The following is a 22,603-nucleotide window of genomic DNA, read 5'->3' as shown; positions in this document are numbered from 1 at the left end:
GGGGCCGGAGAGCAAGGAGGCGCTGATGCAGATTCCGCTCGGCCGGCTTCGGGGACATGCCCGCTCGCCGTGGTGGCGTGGCGCGGCGGCCCTGCTGGCGGGGGCGTTGCCGGCGTTGTCCTTTCCGGCGCCGTCCCTGTGGTGGCTGGCCTACTTCGCGCTGGTGCCGTGGATGTTGCTGATGCGGGCCGCCCCCACCCCGCGCAGGGCCGCCCTCGACGGCTGGCTCGGTGGCACCGCTTTCATGATCGCTGTGCACCACTGGCTGCTGCCGAGCCTCAATGTCTTCATCGTGGTGCTCGCCGCGCTGCTCGGAACACTGTGGGCGCCCTGGGGGTGGCTGGTCCGCTCGATGCTGGGCCGGACCGCGACCGCCTCCCGCGTCGCGGCGGCCCTGGTGGTGGTGCCGTCCGGCTGGCTGATGGTCGAACAGGTCCGGTCCTGGCAGGGGCTCGGTGGCCCCTGGGGGCTGCTCGGCTCCAGTCAGTGGCAGGTCGGCCCGGCGCTGCGGCTCGCGTCGGTGGGCGGGGTCTGGCTTGTCAGTCTGCTGGTGGTGGCGGTCAACACCGCCGTGGTGGCACTGCTGGTGGCGGAGTCCGCACGGACGACCGCTGCGACCGGGGCAGTGGCCTGTGCCGTGGTCACCGGCGCGGTGTCCTGGTGGGCCCCCCGGCCAGCCGAAGAGGGGAGCACCCGTGTCGCCGTGGTGCAGCCGGGGGTCGTCAAGGGCGTCGACGCCCGGTTCGACCGGAGCGAGGCCCTCACCCGTGAACTCGCGGGCCGGGACGTCGACCTGGTGGTGTGGGGAGAGAGCAGCGTCGGCAGGGACCTCACCTCCCGGCCCCGTCTGACCGCCCGGATCGCCGCCCTTTCCCGGCTGACCGGCGCCGACATCCTGGTGAATGTGGATGCCCGGCGTTCCGACCGGCCCGGCATCTACAAGAGTTCCGTTCTCGTCGGCCCTTCGGGACTCACCGGCGACCGCTACGACAAGATGCGGCTCGTCCCGTTCGGCGAGTACGTCCCCGCCCGTTCGGTCCTCGGCTGGGCGACCTCGGTGGGAAAGGCCGCGGGCGAGGACCGCAAGCGGGGCACCCGTCAGGTCGTGATGACGCTGCCCGGCGGTCTGCGGGTGGGCCCCATGGTCTGCTTCGAGTCGGCGTTCCCCGACATGAGCCGGCAACTGACCCGCGACGGAACCCGGCTGCTCGTCGCGCAGTCGGCGACATCGTCCTTCCAGCACAGCTGGGCGCCCGAACAGCACGCTTCACTCGGGGCGCTGAGAGCCGCCGAGACCGGACGGCCGATGGTGCATGCCACGCTCACCGGGGTGAGCGCGGTGTACGGGCCCGACGGCCGTCGCGTCGGGCCCTGGCTGGGCACCGGCAGCAGCACATCGGAGGTGTACGACATTCCGCTGGCCGACGGCACGACTCTCTATGTGCGCTTCGGTGACTGGCCTCTCCGGGGCGCCCTGGCCGTGCTCGCGGTACTGGCCGCGGTCGAGGGTCTGCGGTCGTTCAGGCGGCCTGCCGCACGGCCGACTGCACCACACGCTCGCACAGCTCATGAGTCCGCAGGGCATCCTGGGCGCTGAGCAGTTCTCCCGCCTCCACCGCGTCGAGGAAGGAGGTCACGCACTGTTCGATGCCACGCTGCCGGGCCACCGGCACCCAGTCGCCGCGGCGGCGCACAGTCGGCTGGCCCTTGTGGTCGACGATCTCAGCGAGATTGATCACCTGCCGCTTCGACTCCTGCCCCGAGACCTCGAGGATCTCCTCGGTCGAGCCGTTCATCCGGTTCATGGTGCCGATCGCGGAGAAGCCGTCACCCGACAGATGCAGCACCACATGGTGCATCAGCCCGTCCCGGATCCTTGCCTGCACGTCCACCCGCTCGACCGGTCCTGGCGCCAGGAAGCGCAGGGTGTCGACCACATGGATGAAGTCGTCCAGGACCAGGGTGCGCGGGTCCTCCGGGAGGCCGACCCGGTTCTTCTGCATCAGGATCAGCTCGCGCGGATGGTCGGCGCACTGGGTGTAGCCGGGAGCCAGACGCCGGTTGAATCCGACGGCCAGACTGACTCCGCGGCTTTCGGCCAGGCTCACCAGACGCTCCGAATCGGCGAGTTCATAGGCGAGCGGCTTGTCGACGTAGGTCGCGACACCCGCCTCGAGGAGCCGGGCCGCGATCTCCGGGTGCGCCGTGGTCGGCGCGTGGACGAATGCGGCGTCGAGCCCCTGGGCAAGCAGTGCGTCCAGGTCGGCATGGCACTGAGCGGCCGGGATGCGGTGGGCATCAGCGGTACGCGCCAGAGTCGCGGGCGTCCGGGTCTGCAGATGCAGTTCGATGCCCGGCCTGGCGGTCAGTACCGGCAGATACGCCTTCTGAGCGATGTCCCCGAGCCCGATGCAGCCGACCTTCACAGGGGGCCTCCCTATCGCTTTGTCACGTACTGGTGCTGTGCTGCGCAGCATACGTGCGCTGCGGCGGCTGCCAGTCGGCGATGTCCGCGAAGGAGCGGAGCACCACGGTGGGCCCGACTCTGGAGACCGCGGCGATGAGGGTGTTCCGCAGCGCTACCGCCGGCAAGCTGCGCAGCATGGTCAGTCTGCCGGTTGCGGCCGCCCGGCGGGCTATGGCCGTGGTGCGCGGCAGCCGGTCCGCGGTGTGGGCGGCGAGCGCCGGGCCGGGAACGGCCCCGGGTCCTTGCACGGATCCGGCGTGGTGGGCGAGCACGATGGCGTCCTCGATGGCCTGGTTGCCGCCCTGGCCGAGGCTCGGAGTCATGGGGTGTGCGGCATCGCCGACCAGAACGGCCCGGCCCCGGTGATGGGCAGGCAGCGGAACGGTGAGATGGCGGACGTCGTGGCGCAGCACCTGTCGCGGCTCGGCGGCTGCGATGAGCGCGGGAACCGGGTGGTGCCAGTCGCCGAAGAGCCGGCGCAGTTCGGCCTTCTCGTCGTCGGGGGCACGGCCGCCCTCCGGTGCGGCGGCAGCCGCGTAGGCGTAGATCCTGCCGTCCTTGAGCGGCTGGCTGCCCCAGAGGCGTCCGCGCCCCCAGCTCTCGTGCGCGGGGAAGGACCGGTCCGGCGCCGGGACGATGAGCCGCCAGGTGGTGAATCCGGCATGGACCGGCTCCTGATGGCCGGGGAACAGCACCCGCCGCACACCGGAGTTGATGCCGTCCGCGCCCACGACGAGAGCGGCCTCCAGCTCCCCCTCGGGGGTGCGGACGACTGCGGGGCGCCCGGCAGCGCCCGGTTCGGCCAGTTCGGCGGGCACCCCGGTATGGACGCACCCCGCCGGCAGCAGCGCGGCCAGTCGCTCCACCAGCACGGCGCGGTGCAGCAGGACGACGGGCCCGCCGAACGCGCGCCTGGCGGCTTCGGCGTTCGTACGGGACAGCCAGCGACCGCCGGGGGTGCGCATCCCGCCGTCCCCCTGCCATGCGGCGAGCCGGCGCACCTCGTCACCGAGGCCGATGACATCCAGCGCGCGCTGGGCGTTGGGTGCGAGGGAGATCGCCGATCCCAGCGGTTCGATCGAGGGCGCGCGTTCGAGGACTGTCACCTGCCAGCCGCGCTGGTGCAGGGCTGCCGCGGCGGTCAGACCGCCGATGCCCGCTCCGATCACCACGGCATGAGAATCGGTCGCCGCTTTCCGCATGACCCCTCCTGTTCGCGCACCCCGGTCACATGGGACTACAGGCGTAGTGACCGGTAGGGTACTACACCTGTAGTACCCCCGGTAGGTTGGCCGCATGGCAGCATCCAGCCCCGGCAGATCCCGTGCCGAACTCATCGCCGACACCGCCCTCACCCTGCTCACGGAGCGCGGCATGCGCGGCCTCACCCACCGGGCGGTCGACGAGCTCGCCGGGCTCCCCCAGGGCTCGACATCGAATCACGCACGCACCCGCCAGGCCCTGCTGGAGGCCGCGGTACGGCGCCAGGCGCAGCGGGAGGCGCGGGTACTCACCGTGGACGAGATGCCGGTTCACGGCGACGGCACAGCAGAGTTGGTGGAAGCCCTGGCCACGGCGCTGCACCGCTATCTGACCCGCCATCCCGGACTGCTCGTGTCACGCTACGAGCTGGCACTGGAGGCCACCAGAAGGCCCGAGTTGCGGAAGTTCTACGACACAGCGGGCCGGCAGTTCCGCGAGCCCCTGGTCACCCTGATGACGCAGGCGGGGTCGCCGGAACCCGAGCGGCACGCGCTGTCGCTGATGGCCTGGTGCGAGGGGCTGATGTTCTCCTGTGCGGCCGGCTCCCACCACGACGCCGTGCCCAGCCGGGAGGAACTGAGCCGCGGCTTCGGCGAACTGCTGCGTGGAATGCTGCAGCGATAACGGATGGCGGCGACGCCGATCACAGGGCGAGGATGTCCGTCATGACAACCCAGGAACGCAGCGAACCGCCTCTGACCGCCGACGAACGCACCATGCTGGACGGCTGGCTCGACTACCACCGGGACACCCTGGCACTGAAGTGCGCGGGGCTGGACGACGCACAGCTGCGTACGGCATCCGTGCCCCCGTCCGAGCTGTCCCTGCTCGGTCTCGTCCGCCACATGGTCGAGGTGGAGCGCGGCTGGTTCCGCCAGGTCCTGGCCGACGAGGAGACACCGCCGATCTACTTCAGCGACGAGGATCCGGACGGGGAATTCCACCTCACCGAATCCGACACCTGGGACGAGGCGTACACCACGTGGCAGGCCGAGATCGCGCATGCGCGCCGGCTGGCCTCCGGGCGCTCTCTGGACGATCTCTCCGACGGCAGGAACAAGAGGGGCGAGCAGTTCAGTCTGCGCTGGATATACACCCATATGATCGAGGAGTACGCCCGTCACAACGGCCATGCCGACCTGCTGCGCGAACGGATCGACGGCGCCACCGGGGAGTAGTCGTGACGGCCGGCCGGAGGTCCGGCAGGTGCAGGGCCGCACAACCGGCCGCCGGTTCGCGGGCCGTGGCGGGCCCGCGTCGTCCGCGCCGGTCGCTCACTCCTCTCCCAGCTGCCACTCGAGCCGGTCGATCGCGGCCCGGATGCCGTTGCCGTATCCGTCGTCGGCCAGCGCGTCCGTCGCGGCCCGCGCGCGAGCCAGATGGCCGCGCGCGGCCGCGCTGCGCCGCAGCTTCAGATAGTCGGCCGCCAGACTGAGATGCAGCGACGGATAGAAGCCCCGGACGACCAGGGAGGAGTCGTGCCGGGCGGCCCGCCCTTCGTCCAGTCCGTCCGCCGCGGCCAGCGCCCGCAGATCCCAGAGCAGTTCGTGCTCCGGATCGTCCTGGGTGTCCGCCATGTAGTGCGCCAGAGTGCAGCGGTGCAGGGCGTCGCCCTTCTCCCCGATCTCGGCCCACAGCCTGCCGAAGCGGTTCCGGGCCTCTTCGCGGTCGCCCCCGTGCATGAGCATGATCACTTGGCCGATCCTGGTCATCACGGTGTCAGCCGATGTGTCCTGCTGCGACTCGGCCACTCATGTCTCCTCTGCCCGTGCACGGATCAGCTCGACCCGCGCCGTCTCCGACCCCGGCTGGTGTCCGCTCGATCATGGCGCAGCCGTGCGGCCTTCCCGGGTCAGCCCAGATCAGGGATACGCCAGTCGATGGGCTGATGCCCCTGCGCGGCGACCGCCTCGTTGATCTGCGTGAACGGCCGGGAGCCGAAGAACCTCTTCGCGGACAGCGGCGAGGGATGCGCGCCCTTCACCACCACATGCCGCTCCTCGTCGATCAGCGGCAGCTTCTTCTGCGCGTAGTTGCCCCAGAGGACGAAGACCGCAGGATCCGGCCGGGAGGCCACCGCGCCGATCACCGCGTCCGTGAACTTCTCCCAGCCCTTTCCCTTGTGGGAGTTGGCCTCGGAGGCCCGCACGGTCAGCACCGCGTTGAGCAGCAGCACCCCCTGTTCGGCCCAGGGCATGAGATATCCGTTGTCCGGCACGGGGTGGCCGAGCTCGTCCTTCAGTTCCTTGTAGATGTTCCGGAGCGAGGGCGGCGTCCTGACGCCGGGACGCACCGAGAAGCACAGCCCGTGCCCCTGCCCTTCGCCGTGATAGGGGTCCTGACCGAGGATCAGCACTTTCACCCGGTCGTACGGCGTGGCGTCCAGGGCGGCGAACACCTCTTCACGCGGCGGGTAGACCGGCCCCCTGGTCCGCTCCTCCTCGACGAATTCGGTGAGCTCCTTGAAGTAGGGCTTCTGAAGCTCTTCGCCGAGGACGCCGCTCCAGGACTGGGGCAGCATGTCGGTTCCGGTCACGTCAACAACCTCCGGTGTGCGATTCGTATCCGCCACAGAACCTACCGGCGGCCACTGACAGCGGCCCCGGGCGCTCCCCTTGCACCGCCGCGGCCGACGGTCGCCCACGCACGACGCCCGGCCGGGAAACCCCGGCCGGGCGTCTGTCCGCACTGCGCGCGAACCGGTAGGCCGGCCACGCGTTCAACCGCCAGGCGCATGCGCTGCAGGGCGGGGCCGTGCTGTGTACGTGCGGCTGACGGGGCCGCGGCTCAGGCGACCCCGGCGTTGAGGAAGATACCGCCGTCGACGACCAGCGTCTGACCGGTGATCCAGCCCGACTGGTCGGACGTGAGGAACGCGGCGGCGCCGCCGATGTCCTCGGGCACACCGAGCCTGCCGAGCGGATAGGCGGCGGCCGCCTCCGCCTCGCGGCCCTCGTAGAGCGCCTCGGCGAACTTGGTCTTCACCACGGCGGGAGCGATGGCGTTGACCCGGACGGCCGGGGCGAACTCATGCGCCAGCTGAAGGGTCAGATTGACCATCGCGGCCTTGCTCATGCCGTACGCGCCGATGAAAGGCGACGGCGAGACACCGGCGACCGACGCGATATTGACGATCGCTCCGCCGTTGTCCCGCTGCCAGGCCTTCCAGGTCTGCTGTGCGAAGCCCAGCGCCGAGATGACGTTGGTCTCGTAGACCTTGCGGGCGACATTCAGGTCGAGCTCGGCCATCGGGCCGAACACCGGGTTGGTTCCGGCGTTGTTCACCAGGAAGTCGACCCGCCCGAACGCCTCCATGACGCGCTCGACGGCCACCGCCTGATGTGCCTCGTCGTGGGCCTTGCCCGCGACGCCGATCACCCGGTCGGCGCCGAGCTTCTCCACGGCCGCCTTGAGGGCGTCCTCGTTGCGTCCGGTGATGCAGACCCGGTCACCGCGGGCTACGAGCGCCTCGGCGATCCCGTATCCGATACCGCGGCTGGCACCCGTGATGAGCGCCGTCCTCCCGCTGTCCTGTGCAGTCATGTCTGTTGATTCCCTGTTCAGTTGAGCGGGCCGCCGGCGACGTACATGACCTGACCCGAGACGAAGCCCGCGTCCTCGCCCGTGAAGAAGGCGATGGCGTTGGCGATGTCCTCGGGCCGGCCGACGCGCTGCACGGGGATCTGGGTGGCGGCCGCGGCCTGGAACTCCTCGAAGCCCATGCCGACGCGCGCCGCGGTCTGGGCGGTCATCTCGGTGACGATGAAGCCGGGGGCGACGGCGTTGGCGGTGACGCCGAACTTGCCGAGCTCCTTGGCGAGTGTCTTGGTGAAGCCCTGCAGGCCCGCCTTGACCGCGGAGTAGTTCGCCTGTCCGCGGTTGCCGAGCGCCGAGCTGGAGGACAGGCTGACGATGCGGCCGAACTTCGCGTCGACCATGTGCTTCTGGACGGCCTTGGACATCAGGAACGCACCCTTGAGGTGGACGTTCATGACCATGTCCCAGTCGGACTCGCTCATCTTGAAGAGCAGGTTGTCGCGCAGGACACCGGCGTTGTTGACGAGGATCGTCGGCGCACCGAGCTCCGCAGCGACCCGGGCCACGGCGGCCTCGACCTGCGCGCTGTCGGAGACGTCACAGCTCACGGCGATGGCCTTGCCGCCGGCCGAAGTGATCTTCTCTACGGTGTCCTTGCAGGCTGCCTCGTCGAGGTCGAGCACTGCGACGGCGCGCCCCTCTGCCGCCAGACGGACTGCCGTGGCTGCGCCAATGCCGCGCGCCGCCCCGGTCACAATGGCAACACGCTGCTCGGTGGTGGACATTCTGGATCTCCTCGCCCTCGGATCGCGGCCCTCGATCGCTGAGCAACCGCTTAGTACCTTCAGCAGACGAGACGCTAGAAGGCCTGGCACCCGGTGTCAACGGCACACGGGATCAGCAGTGAACGTCACACCGGATGCCACACCGCTCAGCGCACCAGCAGTTCCAGCAGGCGCTCGACCTCCGCCGCCGGATCCGCGGTCAGCCCGGTGTGCACCGGGCCGGGCTGTACGACCGTCGACCGCGGTGCGATCAGCCAGCGGAACCGCCGTCCCGCGTCGTCCGGCGCCGCCTGTCCGGCGGCCCGGCCACCGTGGCAGATCCCCTCGACGGCGCGCAGCGCGGCCCGCACTCCGACAACGTCCGCACGCGGATCGAGCACCATCAGCTTCGCCTCGTCCAGATGGGTTCTGGCCGCCACGAAGGACTTCGCACGGCAGTAGACCATCACGCCCGCATTGAACACCTCACCGCGCTCGACCCGGGGCATCACACGCACCAGCGCGTACTCGAAGACATCCCGCTCGCTCATCGGGCACCGCCCCTGTTCCCGCTCTCCTTCGTCGGGTGCGGCCAGGGCGTGAGGTGTTCGGTCAGCCAGCCGGGGGCCTGCGAGGGTTGCGTCGCCGTCTGCGGACCGAGGGTCAGTCGGGTGTGGACACCTGCGGCCCGCTCGAGCAGGACCTCCACATAGGCCCGGCGCAGCGCGTCGGGGGTGTCGAATCCCGCCTCGCCGGCCAGCCAGACATCGGGGATGTCCGCGGCGATCCCGGCGAGCAGGTCCTCAGTGACCAGGGGAGCCAACTCCCCGGCAGCGGCCGGGACATCGGGGGAGAACGTCGCCAGCACATGATCCGACGCGTCGTACGGTTTGGTCCCGTAGTTCTTCGCGGACGGCCAGTTGTGCTGCCAGATCATCGTGGCACCGTGATCGATGAGCCACAGATCGCCGTGCCAGACCAGCATGTTCGGGTTGCGCCAGGAGCGGTCCACGTTGTTGATGACCGCGTCGAACCAGACGATCCGCCCCGCCTCGAGTGGGCCGACCTGGTAAGCTAGCGGATCGAATCCGAGTGAGCCCGGCAGATAGTCCATGCCGAGATTCAGCCCGCCGCTCGCCTTCAGCAGCTCCTGCACTTCCTGGTCCGGTTCGGAGAGTCCGATGACCGGATCGAGCTGCATCTGCACCAGTTCAGGCACGCGCAGGCCGAGCCTGCGGCCGAGCAGACCGCACATCACCTCGGCGACGAGGGTTTTGCGTCCCTGCCCCGCCCCGGTGAATTTCATGACGTACGTACCGAGATCGTCTGCCTCGACGATCCCCGGAAGCGAGCCTCCCTCACGCAAGGGCGTGACATAGCGGGTCGCGGTGACTTCGGTGAGCATTTCGCCAGGTTACTTCGGGGACGGGGGCGACGATTTCTTTTATGTGCCCGCACGGTGCCGCGTGACCGCCCGTCACCGTACCGCCGCCCCCGACAGAATCCATGGAGCCGATGGACAGCGAAGAATTCCCCCGCCAGTTCGCCAGGACCCGCCGGTTCACCCTCGGCGTCCCCGCACAGTTCACCGTGTCCCCCGACGGCGAACGAGTGCTGTTCCGGCGTACCGCATCCGGCTCCGACCCGCGCGGCCTCCTCTGGCTGCACGAGAACGGACGCGAGCGGCCCCTCGTCGATCCGCCGCACCCCGCCGCGGGCATGAGCGGGTACGCGACCGACCAAGCCGTCCGGACCGCCGTCTGGGCGGTGGAAGGAGCCCTGTGGACGGTACGGACGGACGGCGGCGCCCCGCCCCGCCGGGTCCCGGCAGCGGGCCCGGTGACCGCGCCACGGCTCTCCCCCGACGGGACGCTGATCGCCTACGTCACCGGCGGCGCCCTGCATGTGGTGGGCACGGACGGGACGGACGACAGGCCGGTCGCCGTCCCGGAGAGCGCCGATGTGACCTACGGGCTGCCGGACCACACGGCGGTGGAGTCGATCGGCAGAACGCGCGGGTACTGGTGGTCGCCCGACAGCGGCACACTGCTCGTCGCGCGGGTCGACACCTCGGCAGTGCAGCGCCGGTACCTCTCCGATCCGGCGAACCCCCTGGAGCCTCCGAGGCCGATCCGCTATCCGGCAGCCGGCACGTCCAACGCCGTCACCACGCTGCTGCTGGTCACTGCGGGCGGCGAGCACATACCCGTGTCCCTCCCGAGCACGGCGGACACGGAGCCCGCGGCGCACCCCGCCTGGGCCGATCCCGCTTTCGAATACCTGATCGCCGCCGCCTGGGGAAGCGCAGGCCCCGTCGTCAGCCTGCAGACCCGCGATCAGCGCACGGTCTGGACCGGCGCGGTCGACCCGGCGACCGGCGGCTTCGATGTGCTGTTCCGCGCCACCGACCCGCACTGGGTGCACTTCCCGCCGGGCGCCCCTCTGCACACGGATGCGGGGACCGCCGTCACCCCCCACGACATCGGCGATGTCCGGCGAATCCGCATCGGGAGCACACCGAGCCCGGCAGGCCTGCAGGTGCGCGAGGTGCTGGGCGCTGTGGGCGAACGGATTCTGTTCACCGCGAGCGAGGACCCGACGGAGACACATGTGTGGTCCTATGCGCCGGGGAGCGGCTTCGTCAGGCTCACCGACGAGCCCGGAGTGCACACCGCGGCCGCCGGGGGCGGCACGGTCGTCGTCGACAGCAGAACCGCGGCCGGGCAGACGGTGACCGTGCTGCGGGAGGACGGTCCGTGCGGGCGGATCGCCGTTCTCGCCGAGGAGCCGCGAGTGAGGCCCGCGCCTGTTCACCTCGTCGTCGGCGAGCGCGAACTGCGTACCCGGCTCCATCTCCCCTCCTGGTACGCCGCGGGGTCGGGCGGGCTGCCCGTGCTGCTCAGCCCCTACGCCGGGCCCGGGATGCAGGTCGTGACCAGGGCGCGGATGTGGTACACCGCCGTGTGCCAGTGGTTCGCGGAACAAGGATTCGCCGTGCTGGCGACGGACGGTCGCGGCACACCGGGTCGTGGCATCGCATGGCAGCGGGCGGTGATCGGCGACCGGTTGGGGCCGGTTCTGGACGACCAGATCGACGCCCTGCACGCCGTCTCCGGCCGGTACGACTGCCTTGATCTGGACAAGGTGGCGATCAGAGGCTGGTCGTTCGGCGGATACCTGGCCGCGGGCGCCGTGCTGCTCCGCCCCGATGTGTTCCGGGCGGCTGTCGCGGGGGCGCCGCCGACCGACCGCCGCCTCTACGACACGTACTGGGAGGAACGCTTTCTCGGCCACCCGGATTTCCAGCCCGAAGGGTACGAGCGCTCGTCGCTGCTCCCCCACGCGCACAGACTCACCCGGCCGCTGCTGCTGGTGCACGGGCTCGCGGACGACAACGTGGCACCCGCCCATACGCTGCTGCTCTCCGCCGCACTGCTGGCAGCCGGCCGGCCGCACAGCGTCCTTCCCCTCTCCCGGGCCGGGCACCGGGTCTCCGCGGAGGGGGTGGCGGACAATTTGCTGCTGCTGGAACTGGACTTCCTGAAGAAATCCTTGAACATCTGAACATCGCGCCGGCGATATCCGTACCTCCTCGGGAACCGGTCGTCCGATGGCCGGCCGTCGAAGGGAAGCCGGTAATGACCGCAGCACAGGAACCCGCTCGCGCGTTCGACCGCAGGACCGTCGTGGCCGCGGTGGGTGCGACCGGAATCGCCGCCGTACTCACCGCGTGCGGCGGTTCGGACCAGTCGGGAGGCTCCGACGCGGTGAAGCCGGCCGACGGTGGCGGCGGCGCCGCCCTTGCGAAGACCTCGGACATCCCGGAGGGCGGCGGCAAGATCTTCGCCGATCAGGGCGTCGTCGTCACCCAGCCGACGGCGGGGCACTTCGTGGCCTTCTCGTCCAAGTGCACGCACCAGGGCTGCGCCGTCACGAAGATCGTGGACGGGACGATCCACTGCCCCTGCCATGGCAGCCAGTTCGGCGTGGCGGACGGCAGCGTCAAGCACGCCCCGGCCACGCAGCCGCTGCCGGCCGTGAAGATCAAGGTGGACGGGGACTCGATCAAACTCGCGTGAGGCACCGCGCGCACTACCGGCCCCCGGCGACGACGTCGGAGGTGGACGGTGGCACCGCACGCGGACACGCGGCGGGTCATCGTAGCGGGGGGTGCCCGGCAGGTACTCCCCCGACGGCATCCGGGGGAGTGCCTGCCGGCCCATTGCGCTGCCGCGGGCAGCTCGGACGGCCAGGACACAGCCGAGGGCTGCCCCGCAATCCCCGGCGGGCGCACGACGAGAGCTGACGCCATCCACGGCGCCGCGCCGCGCCGTCGGACCGCCCGGAATTCGCCCCGTACGAGGACGTTCCTCCGCCTTGCGATCCACGGCACCGGACCCCCTCACCGATCCGACCTGATCCGAACGAGGGACCCTAACCGGCAACGGCCGCCCCGGCGTTGTACAGGGCGTCGACCGCGGCCCTGATCGACGGCCTGCGGTCGGCGTCCGCGCGCCAGATCGCATAGACATGGCGGCGCAGCGCGTCCCGGACCGGAACCACGCGCACCCCGTCGGGCACCGGGCCGCGCCCCAGCCTGGGCGCCACCCCGACTCCCAGCCCCGCGGCGATCAGCGCCATCTGGGTGGGGTGCTCACCCGCCACATGCGAGATCCGAGGCTCGAAGCCCTTGCCTCCCAGCGTGAACATCAGCCATTCACGGCAGAACTCTCCTTCCGGCCAGGTGATCCACTCATCCTGAGCGAACTCCTCCAGATCCACCTCGGCGCTGCCCGCGAGCCGGTGACCGGCGGGGACTGCGATATCGGCGATGTCGTCGAGCAGTGCGCGCTTCGCCATCCCCTCGGGCATCGGAGTCGGCTTGTTGTACCAGTCGAGCACCACAGCCACATCGAGGTCGCCGCGCACCACGCCGCGGACCCCGTCCTCGCCCTCGAGCTCCTGCGAGCAGACCGCCAGTTGAGGATGGCCGGCGCGGAGCGCGGCCAGCGCGCCCGGGAAGAGACCGCGGGCCGCCGTGGGGAAGGCGGAGATCCGCAGGTCGCCGACGACCCGTCCGCGCTGTGCCTCCAGATCGGACTGGGCGACCTCCACCTGGGACAGGATGCGAGCGGCATGGTCGGCAAGCAGCCGGCCGGCATCGGTGAGCCGCACACCGCGGCCGTTCTTGGCGAGCAGCGGCTGTCCGGCCTCACGCTCCAGCTTGGCCAGTTGCTGGGAGACCGCCGATGTGGTCACATGCAGGCCCTCGGCAGCCCCGCTCACCGACCCGTGCCGGGCCACCGCATCGAGGATCCTCAGACGCTCCAGATTCAACATGTAAGCAAGTCTAATCTAACTACTTCACATAATCTCGCTTGTGCTACGAAGTGAGGGCACCTCACAGTGGTCCTCATGAGCACCGCGACTCCGCCCACCACTCCGCCCGCGACCGTGTCCGTACCGGTCGCAGCACCCTCCGCCGCCGCTCCGCGGCGCTCACTCGACTGGCGCGTCCGCTTCATGGTGCTGTCCCTCATCTGGGGATTCAGCTTCCTGCTGATCAAGGTCGGCACGAACGGCTACGCACCGTTCCAAGTCACCTTCGGGCGGCTGTTCTTCGGCACTGCGGTGCTTGCCGTGGCGATCGTGACGAAGCGGGAACGCCTGCCCCGCGGAGTCCGCACCTGGGCCCACCTCGCCGTGGCCGCTCTGCTGCTCAACGCGGCGCCGTTCTCGCTCTTCGCCTACTCGGAACAGACCATCCCCTCGACACTCGCCGGGATCTGCAACGCCACCTCGCCGCTGTGGGGCATGGCCCTCTCCCTGGTCGCCCTCTCCGAGGACCGCCCGACCAGGCGCAGGGTCGCCGGGCTCGGCATCGGATTCCTCGGAGTGCTGACGGTGCTCGGCGTCTGGCAGGGGTTCTCGGGGCTGGACTACCGGGGCACGGCGATGGCCCTGCTGGCCTCACTCTGCTATCCGATCGGCTGGATCTACGTACGCCGTACCCTCGCCGGCACCGGGCGTTCCAATGTGTCGCTCATGGGCTCCCAGCTCCTCGTCGCGACCCTCGAACTCGCCCTGATCACACCGCTGTTCACCACTCTGCCGCGCTCGTTCCCGGTGGTGCCGCTGCTCGCGGTGGCGGCACTCGGCGCTCTCGGGACCGGCCTCGCGCTGTTGCTCCAGTACGGCCTGGTGACCGAGGTCGGTCCGACGACCGCACAGATGGTCACCTACTTCATCCCGGTGATCGCCACGGCCGCGGGTGTGGCGCTGCTGCACGAGAACCTCGGCTGGAACACCCCGGTCGGCGCGGCTGTCGTGCTGGCAGGCGCCGCACTCACCCAGAGCCGGCCGAGAAGGCCGCGGCGGCGCAGCACTCCGGATCAGTCGTAGCGTCTGCCCGGCGCGGGCCCTGCCGCCGAAGCGACGGCCTCGGCGGCCGCAGCGATGTCGCCGGGGCCCAGACCCGAGACGGTGATGCGCACACCGGGAGACGAGGCCGTCCGGAACCGCGCACCGGGGGCCACCGCCCAGCCGGAGTGCAGCAGCCGCGCCACCACTCCGGTCTCGTCGGCCACCGGCACCCACACGTTCATTCCGCTGCGCCCGTACGCCTCGATCCCCCGCTCGCCGAGCGCCCGCACCAACGCGTCCCTGCGGTCACCGTAGGCCCGGGACACAGCGACCGGGTCGACAGCCCCGGAGGTCCAGAGGTGGACGACGGCACGCTGCAGCACTCTGCTGACCCAGCCGGGGCCGAGCCGCTGCCGGCCCCGCACCCGGTCCACGGTGGCCGCGTCACCGGTCAGCACCGCCAGTCGCAGATCGGGCCCGTAGGCCTTGGAAGTGGACCGTACGAACGCCCAGTTGCCGGTGGCCCCGGTAAGTGTGTGCAGCGGCAGATCCGCGATGCCGTGACCATGGTCGTCCTCGATGAGCAGCACATCCGGATGGGCGGCCAGGACCGCCCGCAGTGCGCCGGCACGGGCCGCGCCCACCGCCGCGCCCGTCGGATTCTGCGCACGAGCCGTGACGACGAGTGCCCGGGCGCCGCCCCGCAGAGCCTGCTCCACCTCCCCGGGGAGCGGCCCCTCGTCGTCGAGCGTGACCGGCACGGCGCGCAGCCCGAGCGCCGGCACCAGGTCCAGCAGCGCTCCCCAGCCCGGGTCTTCCACAGCCACGGCGTCACCCGGCCTGAGGTGCGCGGCCAGGACCCGCTCGATGGCGTCGAGCGACCCGGACAGTACGGCGACCGGCCCATCGGGCACCCCGTCGGCATCGAGGGCGGCGCGGGCCAGGGCGGACAGCTCCGGATCCACGGCGTCCTCGCCGTACAGCACCGGCGACCGGTCGCTGAAGGCGCCCGCAGCGGCGAGGGCGGGGGCGAGCGGCGGCAGCAGCAGCGGGTCCGGATTGCCCGCCGCTACGTCGCGCACCCCGGCAGGCACATCCCGCCTGGCATCTCGTGCGGTGCTGGCCGGGCGGGGCCGCACCCGGCTGCCCCTGCGCCCCGCCGTCTCGATCACCCCGCGGTCGCGCAGGGTCCGGTAGGCGGCGGCGACTGTATTGGGATTGACACCCAGACCGGTTGCCAACTCCCGCAGAGGTGGCAGAAGTTGGCCCGGCTCCAGCTTCCCTGAGCCGACCGCGCGCTCCACGCTGGCAGCGATGTCCATTGCACGGCGACCTTCGATCCCATATTCTTCTAGCACAAAGATGATTATGCACTAGTTCAATGGAGAGCACAATGCCGGAGACCGCCCGTTACGAACCGACCGAGCGCACTGTTCCCACCCGCTCGCGGGACCGCGCGGCCTACGACCGCGACCTGGTGCACTCGATACTCGACGAGGGCTACGTCTGCCATCTCGGCTTCGTCAGGGACGGCGCCCCCGTTGTGCTCCCGACGCTGTACGGGCGAGTGGGCGAGCGTCTGTACATCCATGGCTCCACGGGTTCCCGACCCCTGCGGATGGCGGGCGAGCAGGATCCCGGCCTCGCCGTCTGTCTGACCGTCACCCACGTCGACGGTCTGGTGCTGGCCCGGTCCGCCTTCCACCATTCGATCAACTACCGCTCCGTGGTGGTGCACGGCACGGCGCACCAGGTCGTCGACCCCGATGAGCGGCGCATGGCGCTCGACTCCCTCGTCGACCACGTCGTCCCGGGCCGTTCCCTCGACTCGCGCCCCGCCGACGCCAAGGAACTGGCGGCGACCGCCGTGCTCCGGCTCGACCTCGAAGAGGTCTCGGCCAAGGTCCGCACCGGCGGCCCGAACGACGAACCCGAGGACCTGTCGCTGCCGTACTGGACAGGAGTCGTACCGCTGACGCGCGGTTACGGCACGCCGATCGCCGCCGGCGACCTCGATCCGGCCGTCGCTCTGCCCGGCTATCTCGCGGAACTCTAGAAGGGCCGGCGACCACCGTGCTGATTCATCCCTGGGACACCCCACAGGACGACACCGAGTGGCAGCAATGGCTGGCCGTCCACGATTTCGGCCAGCTGGTGGTCAACGGTCTGCCGGGCGAGGCCCCGTACAGCCAGCCGGCGCACTTCGTCTTCGACCCCGGGTGCGGCGACGTACTGACGCATCTGGCCCGGCCCAACCCCGTCTGGCCTGCCATCGAGGCGGATCCACGGGTCCTGCTGAGCGTCGTCGACGACTACGTCCATGTGCCGGGGCCCTGGCAGGCGCCGGTGGGCACACCGTCGGAGCACGGTGTACCCACCAGCTTCTACGCCGCCGTGCAACTGCACTGCACCGCGCACCCGGTCGACGATCCGGTTCTGAAGGCGGAGCTGCTCAACCGGCAGATGGCGCACTTCCAGCCGGAGGGCGGATCGGCGGAAGCCGCCGTGGGGGAGGCGCCGTTCGGACGGATGCTGTCCGGGATCCGCGGGCTGCGCCTGGAGGTGACGCAGGTGCGGGCGAAGTTCAAGTACGGAAGCCAGAAACCGCTCGACGTGCAGGAGCGGACCGCTGCCGGCCTCGCCGCGCGCGGCGGTCCGCGCGACGAAGCCGCGCGCGTCCACCATCTGCGCCGCGGGTCGGCGGGCGGTCATGCCGGAACCGGCTGACGGCGCGCGAGGGCAGCGGCCCGCGCCTCCCCGTACGCCAGCCCCGCGACCGCGGTGAGCAGCAGCAACGTGCCCAGCACGGTCGCCGTCGTGAGCTGTTCACCGAGCACGGTGACGGCGATGACGGCCGCGCTCACCGGCTCCAGCAGCATGATCACGGAAACCGTAGCGGACCTGATCACGGCAGCTCCCGTGAAGTACAGGGCATAGGCGAGAGCGGTGGGCACGACGGCCACATAAGCCAGCAGGCCGATCACGTCCGCGGTATCGGCGGTGCGCGGCAACAGACCTTCGGCAAGGGCGAACGGCAGCAGGACGACCGTGCCCACGGCGAAGGACCAGGCCGTAGTAGACAGCGCGTCGCCTCCGCCGTTACGTCCGAAACGACGCGTCAGCAGAGTCATGGCCGCGTATCCGAGCGCCGAGAGGAGGGCCCAGCAGACTCCCGCCGGACGCACCGCACCACCGCCGCTGCCGAGTACCAGCACCACCAGGCCGCCGAGCGCGCCGGCCACGGCGGCCGAACCGCCGCCGCCCAGCCGCTCCCCCAGGGTCAGCCAGGCGCCGAGGGCGATGAGCACCGGGCCGGCGCCCAGCGTCACGACGGTGCCGACGGCCAGCCCGGTGTCCTGGACCGCGGCGAAGTAGGCGGCCTGGAAGACCGTGAACACGACCCCGGTGGCCGCGATCCGGAGGGCCGCGCGCCCGGGCCGCTCGCCGGCGCGCGTCCGGGGCGCCGGCCGCGGGCGCCGCAGTCCGCGCGCGACGAGCAGCACCACGAGTCCTCCGGCACAGCGCCAGAAGGTAAGTGCGGCCGGACCGAGATCGCTCACCCGGTAGAGCAGCGAAGCGGCTGCCCCCGCGGTGCCCCAGGCCGCGCCGGCAATGATCAGAAAGACGAGGCTCCGCCGGACGGACGGGCCTGATTGCTGGTTCGCCACAGATTCGGCGCGCTGTGCGTACGTCACGTACTTCTCCACATGCAAGACAGGGACGGGGGTCGCTGAAATCCGCGCGCGGGCAGCGACGACCCGCTCGGGGACACCCCGAGCCCGGTCTTCGTCAGGGAATGCGACCGCCCGCGCTAAGCGGCGGGAGGCGGCAGTACGGTCGAATGCATGGGCGCCACCCTAGGACGCGGTCCGGCCGGCCGACAACTCGGTTACCTCGGCGCCGGCCCCGCCCGCCAGCGGCCCCGACGGGGCTTTAGGGGCCGAGGACTGGGCGATGAAGGCGCCGAGCAGCACCACCGCTCCGCCGACGACCTGCGGGGCCGAGAGGTGCTCCCCGAGCAGCACCCAGGCGAGCACGGTGGCGATGACCGCCTCCAGGCAGGCGACCACCCCGGCCACCTGCGGAGAGAGCCTGCGCACCGAGACCACCCCGAAGACGTAGGCGACAACGGTGGCGATCAGCACGATCCAGCCGAGGAGCAGCCAGCCGGGCACCTGCGTTCCGTTCATGTCCGTATGCGCGGCGAGCAGCGACCAGTCCATCCGCCAGGGGCGGGCGACAACTGTCAGCACCGCGGTGCCCACCAGCAGTCCATAGGCGATGACGCCCAGCGGGTCCGCCGGATCAGCGCCGTCGCTGCCCTGGTCGGACAGGACGAAATAGCCGACCTGGCAGCAGGCCGCGCCGAGGGCGAGCAGCAGACCGACCGCGTCGAAACTCAGTCCCGACCACACCTCGACAACACAGGCCAGCCCGCCGGCTGCCAGCACCACTCCGAGCGCCGCGGCGCGGGTCACCGGCCGGCGCTGGACGAACCGGACCCAGCCGAGGACCAGCGCGGGCGCCAGGTATTCGACGAGCAGGGCGACACCCACCGGGATCCGGGAGAGCGCGGCGAAGTAGCAGGCCTGCACCCCGGCGACCGCGAGCAGGCCGAATCCGACGAGCAGGGCAGGCCTGCGCAGCACGAGATGACGGTGGCGCCAGGCGACGGGCAGCATGACCAGCGCCGCCCCGGCCACCCGTAGCCAGACAACTTCGAGGGGGGCGAGCCCCGCTTCGATCAGCGGCTTGGCCGCGACTCCCGATCCACCGAACGCGAACGCCGAAACCAGGGCCAGTCCCAGGCCGACGCTCTTTCCCTGAGACACCCGCATCGGCACATCATGTCAGCTGCCCGTCAGGAGTGTCACCCCTGATACACCTGTTGAGATGCGCCCTCCTCGAGCCGTGTGCCAAGCGCTTCCCTGTCGACTCCCGCCCTGTCCAGCACCTCGACGGCGCGGCACCGGCCGTCCCGCACGACCGCGGCCAGCAGGTCGAGCGCGGTCGCCCGTTCCTCTGCCCGCGCACGCGCCCGTTCCAGTGCGCCCTCCATCGCGGCGACGGCGGCGGGCGACCACCCGGCGACGGCCGGCCCTGCGGGAACCGCCCCCGTCTGCTCCACCGAACCCTGCCAGCGAAGTCCGTAGCCGATGCTGCGCTGCACGAGATACCCCAGCACCCTGGAGGCCCGCGGCCCCCCGCCGATGGCCGTCCGTACGGCAGGATCCGTCTCGACCACCGAGTGCAGCAGATGGGCGGTGTCGATCTGACGGTCGCCGTCGCGCAGCGCACGCCGGCGGGCGCCGGTGACGACCGTCGCCATGTGTACGGAAAGTCCGGCCTCGATCCCAGCACGCGGCGCGGCAGGCCTGTCGTCCGGCCGAAGAGGGCATTGCACAGGTCCCACCCCATCAGGTGCACACGCCCCGGGCATCGCCGGCGGGAAGCATCCGGATGTCCCACGGAGGGTGGGCACGCACGGCGGTCGCGTCCTCCCTGCGGATGAGATGACGGTTCCACGCCGAAAGGGCGCGCGCCGCCTTGCCACGCGCCCCGTGCCGGGAGTTGAAATCCGTCGCGCCGTCGTGGGCACAACAAAGCGGCGCCCCACGGAAGTCCGTGGGGCGCCACCGGCGCACCGGTTGCCCGGCGCCGGTCGTCAGGCCTCGTCGGCCAGGATCAGATACAGCTTCTTCCTGGTCTCGCCGATCAGAGCGATCGCCTTCTGCCGCTGCTCCGGGGTACCGGTCCTCCAGACCTGACCGAACGCTTCCATCAAGCCGAAGCCCTCCTGCCGGATCTCGTTGATCGTGTCCCAGTCACCACCGCGCCCGGCGGCCTCCCACGGGGCATCCGGCCCTTCTTCGGCCGCCGTGCGCCCCGATTCGGTCAGCGTGAACAGCTTCTTGCCGCCCTCACTGGCACTGCTGATCAGACCTTCGTCCTCGAGCAGCTGCAGCGTCGGATAGACGGACCCCGGGCTGGGGCGCCAGGCCCCGCCGCTGCGCTCACCGATCTCCTGGATCATCTCGTAGCCGTGCATGGCCCGGTCCTTGAGCAGAGCCAGGATCGACGCGCGTACGTCACCTCGCCGCGCCCTTCCTCTGGGGCCGCCCCTGCCGCCTCGCCCGCCGAACGGGCCGCCGAAGGGCGGTCCGAACGGACCGAAGGCACCACGCCGGCCCTCGAAATCACCCCGACCCCGATGGCCGGGACCGTCGTTTCCATGTCCATGGGAACGCATCGCGCTCACTTCCTTCCATCGTTGATCTGTCGCGATGCGTCAACGATATATCGGTACCTTTCGTTTGGCAACACCCTTCGACCGCGCACCGGTCCAATGCCAGCCGATTGGCCGTGGCCTGCGGCTTTCTTCTCGGCCTACGGTCGTGCCATGCGGATTCGAATCGTCGACGCCTTCACCGACCGCCCCTTCGCCGGCAACCCGGCCGGGGTTCTCCTGCTCGACTCCTTCCCGGACGACGAGTGGCTCCAGAACGTGGCGGCGGAGGTGAATCTCTCCGAGACCGCCTTCGCCCACCCGCTCGCCGCCGGCGGAGCGGCCGACTGGGCGCTGCGCTGGTTCACCCCGGCCACCGAGGTCGACATGTGCGGCCATGCCACGCTCGCCACGGCGCACATCCTGAACACCACGGGCGCGGCGGACGGGACCGTGCGCTTCGCCGCGCGCTGCGGGATTCTCACCGCCACCGCTCAGCGGGACGGCGCCATCACTCTCGACTTCCCGACGGCGCCCCTCACCCCAGAGCCGGAACCCGAGGGCCTGGCGGATGCGCTGGGCGCAAAGGTGCTCTCCGTGCGGGACACCGGTCCGCACATCGGCGATCTGCTGGTGGAACTCACGGACGAGAAGGCGGTGCGCTCGCTGTCTCCCGATTTCGCCGCTCTGGTCGCGCACTCCGGACGAGGCATCATCGCGACCGCCCCCGCAGCCGACCCCGGCCGGGGCTACGACTACGTCTCCCGCTGCTTCTTCCCCCGGGTCGGCATCGACGAGGACCCCGTGACCGGCAGCGCCCACACGGCGCTCGCACCCTTCTGGTCCGCCAGGCTGGGGCGCGACAGCCTCACGGGCCTCCAGGCATCGGCCCGCTCCGGTCTGGTGAAGACCACGCTGCGCGGCGACCGGACCCTGCTCACCGGCTCCGCGGTCACCGTCATCGACGGCGAACTGCAGGTCTGAAGAGGGACCCCGGGGGCGTGCGGGGGCGCCGTACGCCCCTGGGGTCATGCGCTGCCCCCGGGCAGCGGGAAACATCAGACGGTGGGACGCATCAGGCAGTGGGGAGCATCAGGCAGTGGGGAGCCATCCCACCTTCCCGGCCAGCAGCACGTAACCCACGAAAGCCCCCGTGTCGAGCAGCGAGTGCGCCACGACCAGCGGTCCGACCCGGCCCCAGCGGCGGTAGAGCAGTACGAACACCACCCCCATCACCACGTTGCCGAAGAAGCCGCCGATCCCTTGGTAGAGGTGGTAGGAGCCGCGCAACAGGGAGCTGGCCAGCAGCGCGGCCATCGGTGTCCATCCGAACTGTCCCAGTCTGCGCAGCAGATACCCGACAACGATCACCTCCTCGAGCACGGCGTTCTGCACCGCGGAGAGGATCAGCACCGGGACCCTCCACCACACGTCGGGCAGCGATTCCGGCACTACGGTCAGGTTGAACCCCGAGGCCCGGGCCGCCAGATAGAAGGCCAGCCCAGCACTCCCGATCCCCGCCGCGATCAGCGCCCCGCGTGCGAGATCCGGCAGCCTGCGCGTGAGATCGAAACCGATCGCCCGCAGGCCCGATCCCTCACGCAGCAGCAGATGCGCCACCAGGGCGACCGGCACCAGCGCGGTGGCGATACCGAACAGCTGCCAGGCCAGATCCAGCCATGGCCGGCCCGGGGCATATGAACCATTGAGATGGGCGGCCTGATGCTTGAGCCCACCTGGTTTCGTCAGCGCTCCGACAAAACTGATCAGTGCCGAGACGCCACTCGCACCGAGCGAGAGAGCCAGCACCAGCACCGTCTCGGGCCGCAAGAACCGCTGCGGAGTCCCCTCGGTGGGAAGAGAATCAGCCACACGCCCTGCCTCCGCCTGCACGCCCGCCTCCAGTTGGCCAATCGCGCCTCGTCCTCGGTGCCGCGCCGCCAGGGTCTCGAAATGCAAGTACGAAGACCGCGCGCGACAGGC

At 70.7% G+C, this 22,603-nt stretch carries 24 protein-coding genes; 9 read left to right on the top strand and 15 right to left on the bottom strand.

Annotated elements, in window-relative coordinates; translation table 11 throughout:
* The first annotated feature begins 25 nt into the window (after positions 1 to 25).
* Positions 26 to 1,597 (top strand): apolipoprotein N-acyltransferase, encoded by a 1,572-nt coding sequence (gene lnt / locus OHS16_RS27665; RefSeq protein ID WP_328539956.1) that lies wholly within the window; start codon positions 26 to 28, stop codon positions 1,595 to 1,597.
* Here the strand turns inward: lnt and OHS16_RS27660 are convergent.
* Both OHS16_RS27660 and OHS16_RS27655 read right to left on the bottom strand, forming a co-directional pair.
* Complete coding sequence (locus OHS16_RS27660) at positions 1,521 to 2,426, bottom strand: Gfo/Idh/MocA family protein (protein WP_328539955.1); 906 nt, start codon at positions 2,424 to 2,426, stop codon at positions 1,521 to 1,523. The two genes, lnt and OHS16_RS27660, sit on opposite strands and share 77 nt — an antisense overlap.
* A 22-nt stretch (positions 2,427 to 2,448) precedes the next feature.
* The gene (locus OHS16_RS27655; RefSeq protein ID WP_328539954.1) at positions 2,449 to 3,669 is read right to left on the bottom strand and encodes an FAD-dependent oxidoreductase; all 1,221 of its coding nucleotides are present in this window, start codon (positions 3,667 to 3,669) and stop codon (positions 2,449 to 2,451) included.
* 94 nt (positions 3,670 to 3,763) lie between these two features.
* On the opposite strand from OHS16_RS27655, the gene OHS16_RS27650 reads away from it, so the two are divergent.
* Both OHS16_RS27650 and OHS16_RS27645 read left to right on the top strand, forming a co-directional pair.
* On the top strand, positions 3,764 to 4,354 hold the full coding sequence (locus OHS16_RS27650) for a TetR/AcrR family transcriptional regulator (protein ID WP_328539953.1): 591 nt from the start codon (positions 3,764 to 3,766) through the stop codon (positions 4,352 to 4,354).
* Positions 4,355 to 4,395: 41 nt separating this feature from the next.
* Positions 4,396 to 4,908, top strand: a complete 513-nt coding sequence (locus OHS16_RS27645) for a DinB family protein (protein ID WP_328539952.1) — start codon at positions 4,396 to 4,398, stop codon at positions 4,906 to 4,908.
* 96 nt (positions 4,909 to 5,004) lie between these two features.
* Here OHS16_RS27645 and OHS16_RS27640 read toward each other — a convergent pair whose 3' ends face one another.
* From OHS16_RS27640 to OHS16_RS27615, 6 genes are all read right to left on the bottom strand, one after another.
* Entirely contained in the window at positions 5,005 to 5,442 is a 438-nt protein-coding gene (locus OHS16_RS27640; RefSeq protein WP_328541012.1) for a hypothetical protein, read from the bottom strand.
* Between the two features lie 140 nt (positions 5,443 to 5,582).
* Positions 5,583 to 6,266, bottom strand: a complete 684-nt coding sequence (locus tag OHS16_RS27635) for a uracil-DNA glycosylase (RefSeq protein WP_328539951.1) — start codon at positions 6,264 to 6,266, stop codon at positions 5,583 to 5,585.
* Between the two features lie 251 nt (positions 6,267 to 6,517).
* On the bottom strand, positions 6,518 to 7,273 hold the full coding sequence (locus tag OHS16_RS27630; protein WP_328539950.1) for an SDR family oxidoreductase: 756 nt from the start codon (positions 7,271 to 7,273) through the stop codon (positions 6,518 to 6,520).
* 17 nt (positions 7,274 to 7,290) lie between these two features.
* On the bottom strand, positions 7,291 to 8,052 hold the full coding sequence (fabG, locus tag OHS16_RS27625; RefSeq protein WP_328539949.1) for a 3-oxoacyl-ACP reductase FabG: 762 nt from the start codon (positions 8,050 to 8,052) through the stop codon (positions 7,291 to 7,293).
* A 146-nt stretch (positions 8,053 to 8,198) separates the two neighbouring features.
* Entirely contained in the window at positions 8,199 to 8,582 is a 384-nt protein-coding gene (locus OHS16_RS27620) for a DUF3037 domain-containing protein (RefSeq protein ID WP_328539948.1), read from the bottom strand.
* Complete coding sequence (locus tag OHS16_RS27615) at positions 8,579 to 9,436, bottom strand: HipA family kinase (protein WP_328539947.1); 858 nt, start codon at positions 9,434 to 9,436, stop codon at positions 8,579 to 8,581. The genes OHS16_RS27620 and OHS16_RS27615 overlap by 4 nt, the downstream gene beginning before the upstream one ends.
* Before the next feature lie 110 nt (positions 9,437 to 9,546).
* Between OHS16_RS27615 and OHS16_RS27610 the strand changes: the two genes are divergently transcribed.
* Positions 9,547 to 11,595, top strand: a complete 2,049-nt coding sequence (locus OHS16_RS27610) for a prolyl oligopeptidase family serine peptidase (protein WP_328539946.1) — start codon at positions 9,547 to 9,549, stop codon at positions 11,593 to 11,595.
* A gap of 74 nt (positions 11,596 to 11,669) precedes the next feature.
* Positions 11,670 to 12,110 carry a Rieske (2Fe-2S) protein gene (locus tag OHS16_RS27605; RefSeq protein WP_328539945.1) on the top strand — a complete coding sequence of 147 codons (441 nt, stop codon included), beginning with the start codon at positions 11,670 to 11,672 and terminating at the stop codon, positions 12,108 to 12,110.
* A 355-nt stretch (positions 12,111 to 12,465) separates the two neighbouring features.
* Here OHS16_RS27605 and OHS16_RS27600 read toward each other — a convergent pair whose 3' ends face one another.
* On the bottom strand, positions 12,466 to 13,371 hold the full coding sequence (locus OHS16_RS27600; protein ID WP_328539944.1) for a LysR family transcriptional regulator: 906 nt from the start codon (positions 13,369 to 13,371) through the stop codon (positions 12,466 to 12,468).
* 75 nt (positions 13,372 to 13,446) lie between these two features.
* Here OHS16_RS27600 and OHS16_RS27595 point away from each other — a divergent pair, with 75 nt between their 5' ends.
* Entirely contained in the window at positions 13,447 to 14,433 is a 987-nt protein-coding gene (locus OHS16_RS27595) for a DMT family transporter (protein ID WP_328539943.1), read from the top strand.
* Here the strand turns inward: OHS16_RS27595 and OHS16_RS27590 are convergent.
* Positions 14,424 to 15,752 (bottom strand): aminotransferase class I/II-fold pyridoxal phosphate-dependent enzyme, encoded by a 1,329-nt coding sequence (locus tag OHS16_RS27590; protein WP_328539942.1) that lies wholly within the window; start codon positions 15,750 to 15,752, stop codon positions 14,424 to 14,426. The two genes, OHS16_RS27595 and OHS16_RS27590, sit on opposite strands and share 10 nt — an antisense overlap.
* A 35-nt stretch (positions 15,753 to 15,787) precedes the next feature.
* Between OHS16_RS27590 and OHS16_RS27585 the strand changes: the two genes are divergently transcribed.
* Positions 15,788 to 16,450, top strand: coding sequence for a pyridoxamine 5'-phosphate oxidase family protein (locus OHS16_RS27585; protein WP_328539941.1), 663 nt, complete (start codon positions 15,788 to 15,790; stop codon positions 16,448 to 16,450).
* A 17-nt stretch (positions 16,451 to 16,467) separates the two neighbouring features.
* Positions 16,468 to 17,121: an FMN-binding negative transcriptional regulator gene (locus OHS16_RS27580; RefSeq protein ID WP_328539940.1), complete on the top strand. Its 654-nt coding sequence runs from the start codon at positions 16,468 to 16,470 to the stop codon at positions 17,119 to 17,121.
* Here the strand turns inward: OHS16_RS27580 and OHS16_RS27575 are convergent.
* The 4 genes from OHS16_RS27575 to OHS16_RS27560 all read right to left on the bottom strand — a co-directional run bounded on the left by OHS16_RS27575 (position 17,103) and on the right by OHS16_RS27560 (position 20,644).
* Positions 17,103 to 18,089 carry a DMT family transporter gene (locus OHS16_RS27575; protein WP_443042703.1) on the bottom strand — a complete coding sequence of 329 codons (987 nt, stop codon included), beginning with the start codon at positions 18,087 to 18,089 and terminating at the stop codon, positions 17,103 to 17,105. The two genes, OHS16_RS27580 and OHS16_RS27575, sit on opposite strands and share 19 nt — an antisense overlap.
* Before the next feature lie 162 nt (positions 18,090 to 18,251).
* Entirely contained in the window at positions 18,252 to 19,232 is a 981-nt protein-coding gene (locus tag OHS16_RS27570; RefSeq protein ID WP_328539939.1) for an EamA family transporter, read from the bottom strand.
* Positions 19,233 to 19,264: 32 nt separating this feature from the next.
* A complete protein-coding gene (locus OHS16_RS27565; protein WP_443042800.1) occupies positions 19,265 to 19,834 on the bottom strand; it encodes a Clp protease N-terminal domain-containing protein in 570 nt (189 codons plus the stop codon).
* Between the two features lie 225 nt (positions 19,835 to 20,059).
* Positions 20,060 to 20,644, bottom strand: a complete 585-nt coding sequence (locus OHS16_RS27560; protein WP_328539937.1) for a PadR family transcriptional regulator — start codon at positions 20,642 to 20,644, stop codon at positions 20,060 to 20,062.
* A 150-nt stretch (positions 20,645 to 20,794) separates the two neighbouring features.
* On the opposite strand from OHS16_RS27560, the gene OHS16_RS27555 reads away from it, so the two are divergent.
* Positions 20,795 to 21,604, top strand: coding sequence for a PhzF family phenazine biosynthesis protein (locus tag OHS16_RS27555; protein WP_328539936.1), 810 nt, complete (start codon positions 20,795 to 20,797; stop codon positions 21,602 to 21,604).
* A 108-nt stretch (positions 21,605 to 21,712) separates the two neighbouring features.
* On the opposite strand, the gene OHS16_RS27550 is transcribed toward OHS16_RS27555, so the two are convergent.
* Positions 21,713 to 22,513 carry a CPBP family intramembrane glutamic endopeptidase gene (locus OHS16_RS27550; protein ID WP_443042702.1) on the bottom strand — a complete coding sequence of 267 codons (801 nt, stop codon included), beginning with the start codon at positions 22,511 to 22,513 and terminating at the stop codon, positions 21,713 to 21,715.
* Positions 22,514 to 22,603: the final 90 nt, after the last annotated feature.

Origin of the sequence: Streptomyces sp. NBC_00344, assembly GCF_036088315.1 — a bacterium.
Taxonomy (GTDB): Bacteria; Actinomycetota; Actinomycetes; order Streptomycetales; family Streptomycetaceae; genus Streptomyces.
The sequence above is the reverse complement of the archived record's forward strand: the minus strand, read 5'-3'. Positions and strand labels throughout refer to the sequence as shown.

Coding starts and splice junctions, on each gene's coding strand:
- lnt (WP_328539956.1), top strand. CDS start 26: ATGCAGATTCCGCTCGGCCGGCTTCGGGGACATGCCCGCTCGCCGTGG.
- OHS16_RS27655 (WP_328539954.1), bottom strand. CDS start 3,669: ATGCGGAAAGCGGCGACCGATTCTCATGCCGTGGTGATCGGAGCGGGC.
- OHS16_RS27650 (WP_328539953.1), top strand. CDS start 3,764: ATGGCAGCATCCAGCCCCGGCAGATCCCGTGCCGAACTCATCGCCGAC.
- OHS16_RS27645 (WP_328539952.1), top strand. CDS start 4,396: ATGACAACCCAGGAACGCAGCGAACCGCCTCTGACCGCCGACGAACGC.
- OHS16_RS27640 (WP_328541012.1), bottom strand. CDS start 5,442: ATGACCAGGATCGGCCAAGTGATCATGCTCATGCACGGGGGCGACCGC.
- OHS16_RS27630 (WP_328539950.1), bottom strand. CDS start 7,273: ATGACTGCACAGGACAGCGGGAGGACGGCGCTCATCACGGGTGCCAGC.
- fabG (WP_328539949.1), bottom strand. CDS start 8,052: ATGTCCACCACCGAGCAGCGTGTTGCCATTGTGACCGGGGCGGCGCGC.
- OHS16_RS27620 (WP_328539948.1), bottom strand. CDS start 8,582: ATGAGCGAGCGGGATGTCTTCGAGTACGCGCTGGTGCGTGTGATGCCC.
- OHS16_RS27615 (WP_328539947.1), bottom strand. CDS start 9,436: ATGCTCACCGAAGTCACCGCGACCCGCTATGTCACGCCCTTGCGTGAG.
- OHS16_RS27610 (WP_328539946.1), top strand. CDS start 9,547: ATGGACAGCGAAGAATTCCCCCGCCAGTTCGCCAGGACCCGCCGGTTC.
- OHS16_RS27605 (WP_328539945.1), top strand. CDS start 11,670: ATGACCGCAGCACAGGAACCCGCTCGCGCGTTCGACCGCAGGACCGTC.
- OHS16_RS27600 (WP_328539944.1), bottom strand. CDS start 13,371: ATGTTGAATCTGGAGCGTCTGAGGATCCTCGATGCGGTGGCCCGGCAC.
- OHS16_RS27595 (WP_328539943.1), top strand. CDS start 13,447: ATGAGCACCGCGACTCCGCCCACCACTCCGCCCGCGACCGTGTCCGTA.
- OHS16_RS27585 (WP_328539941.1), top strand. CDS start 15,788: ATGCCGGAGACCGCCCGTTACGAACCGACCGAGCGCACTGTTCCCACC.
- OHS16_RS27570 (WP_328539939.1), bottom strand. CDS start 19,232: ATGCGGGTGTCTCAGGGAAAGAGCGTCGGCCTGGGACTGGCCCTGGTT.
- OHS16_RS27565 (WP_443042800.1), bottom strand. CDS start 19,834: ATGCCCGGGGCGTGTGCACCTGATGGGGTGGGACCTGTGCAATGCCCT.
- OHS16_RS27560 (WP_328539937.1), bottom strand. CDS start 20,644: ATGCGTTCCCATGGACATGGAAACGACGGTCCCGGCCATCGGGGTCGG.
- OHS16_RS27555 (WP_328539936.1), top strand. CDS start 20,795: ATGCGGATTCGAATCGTCGACGCCTTCACCGACCGCCCCTTCGCCGGC.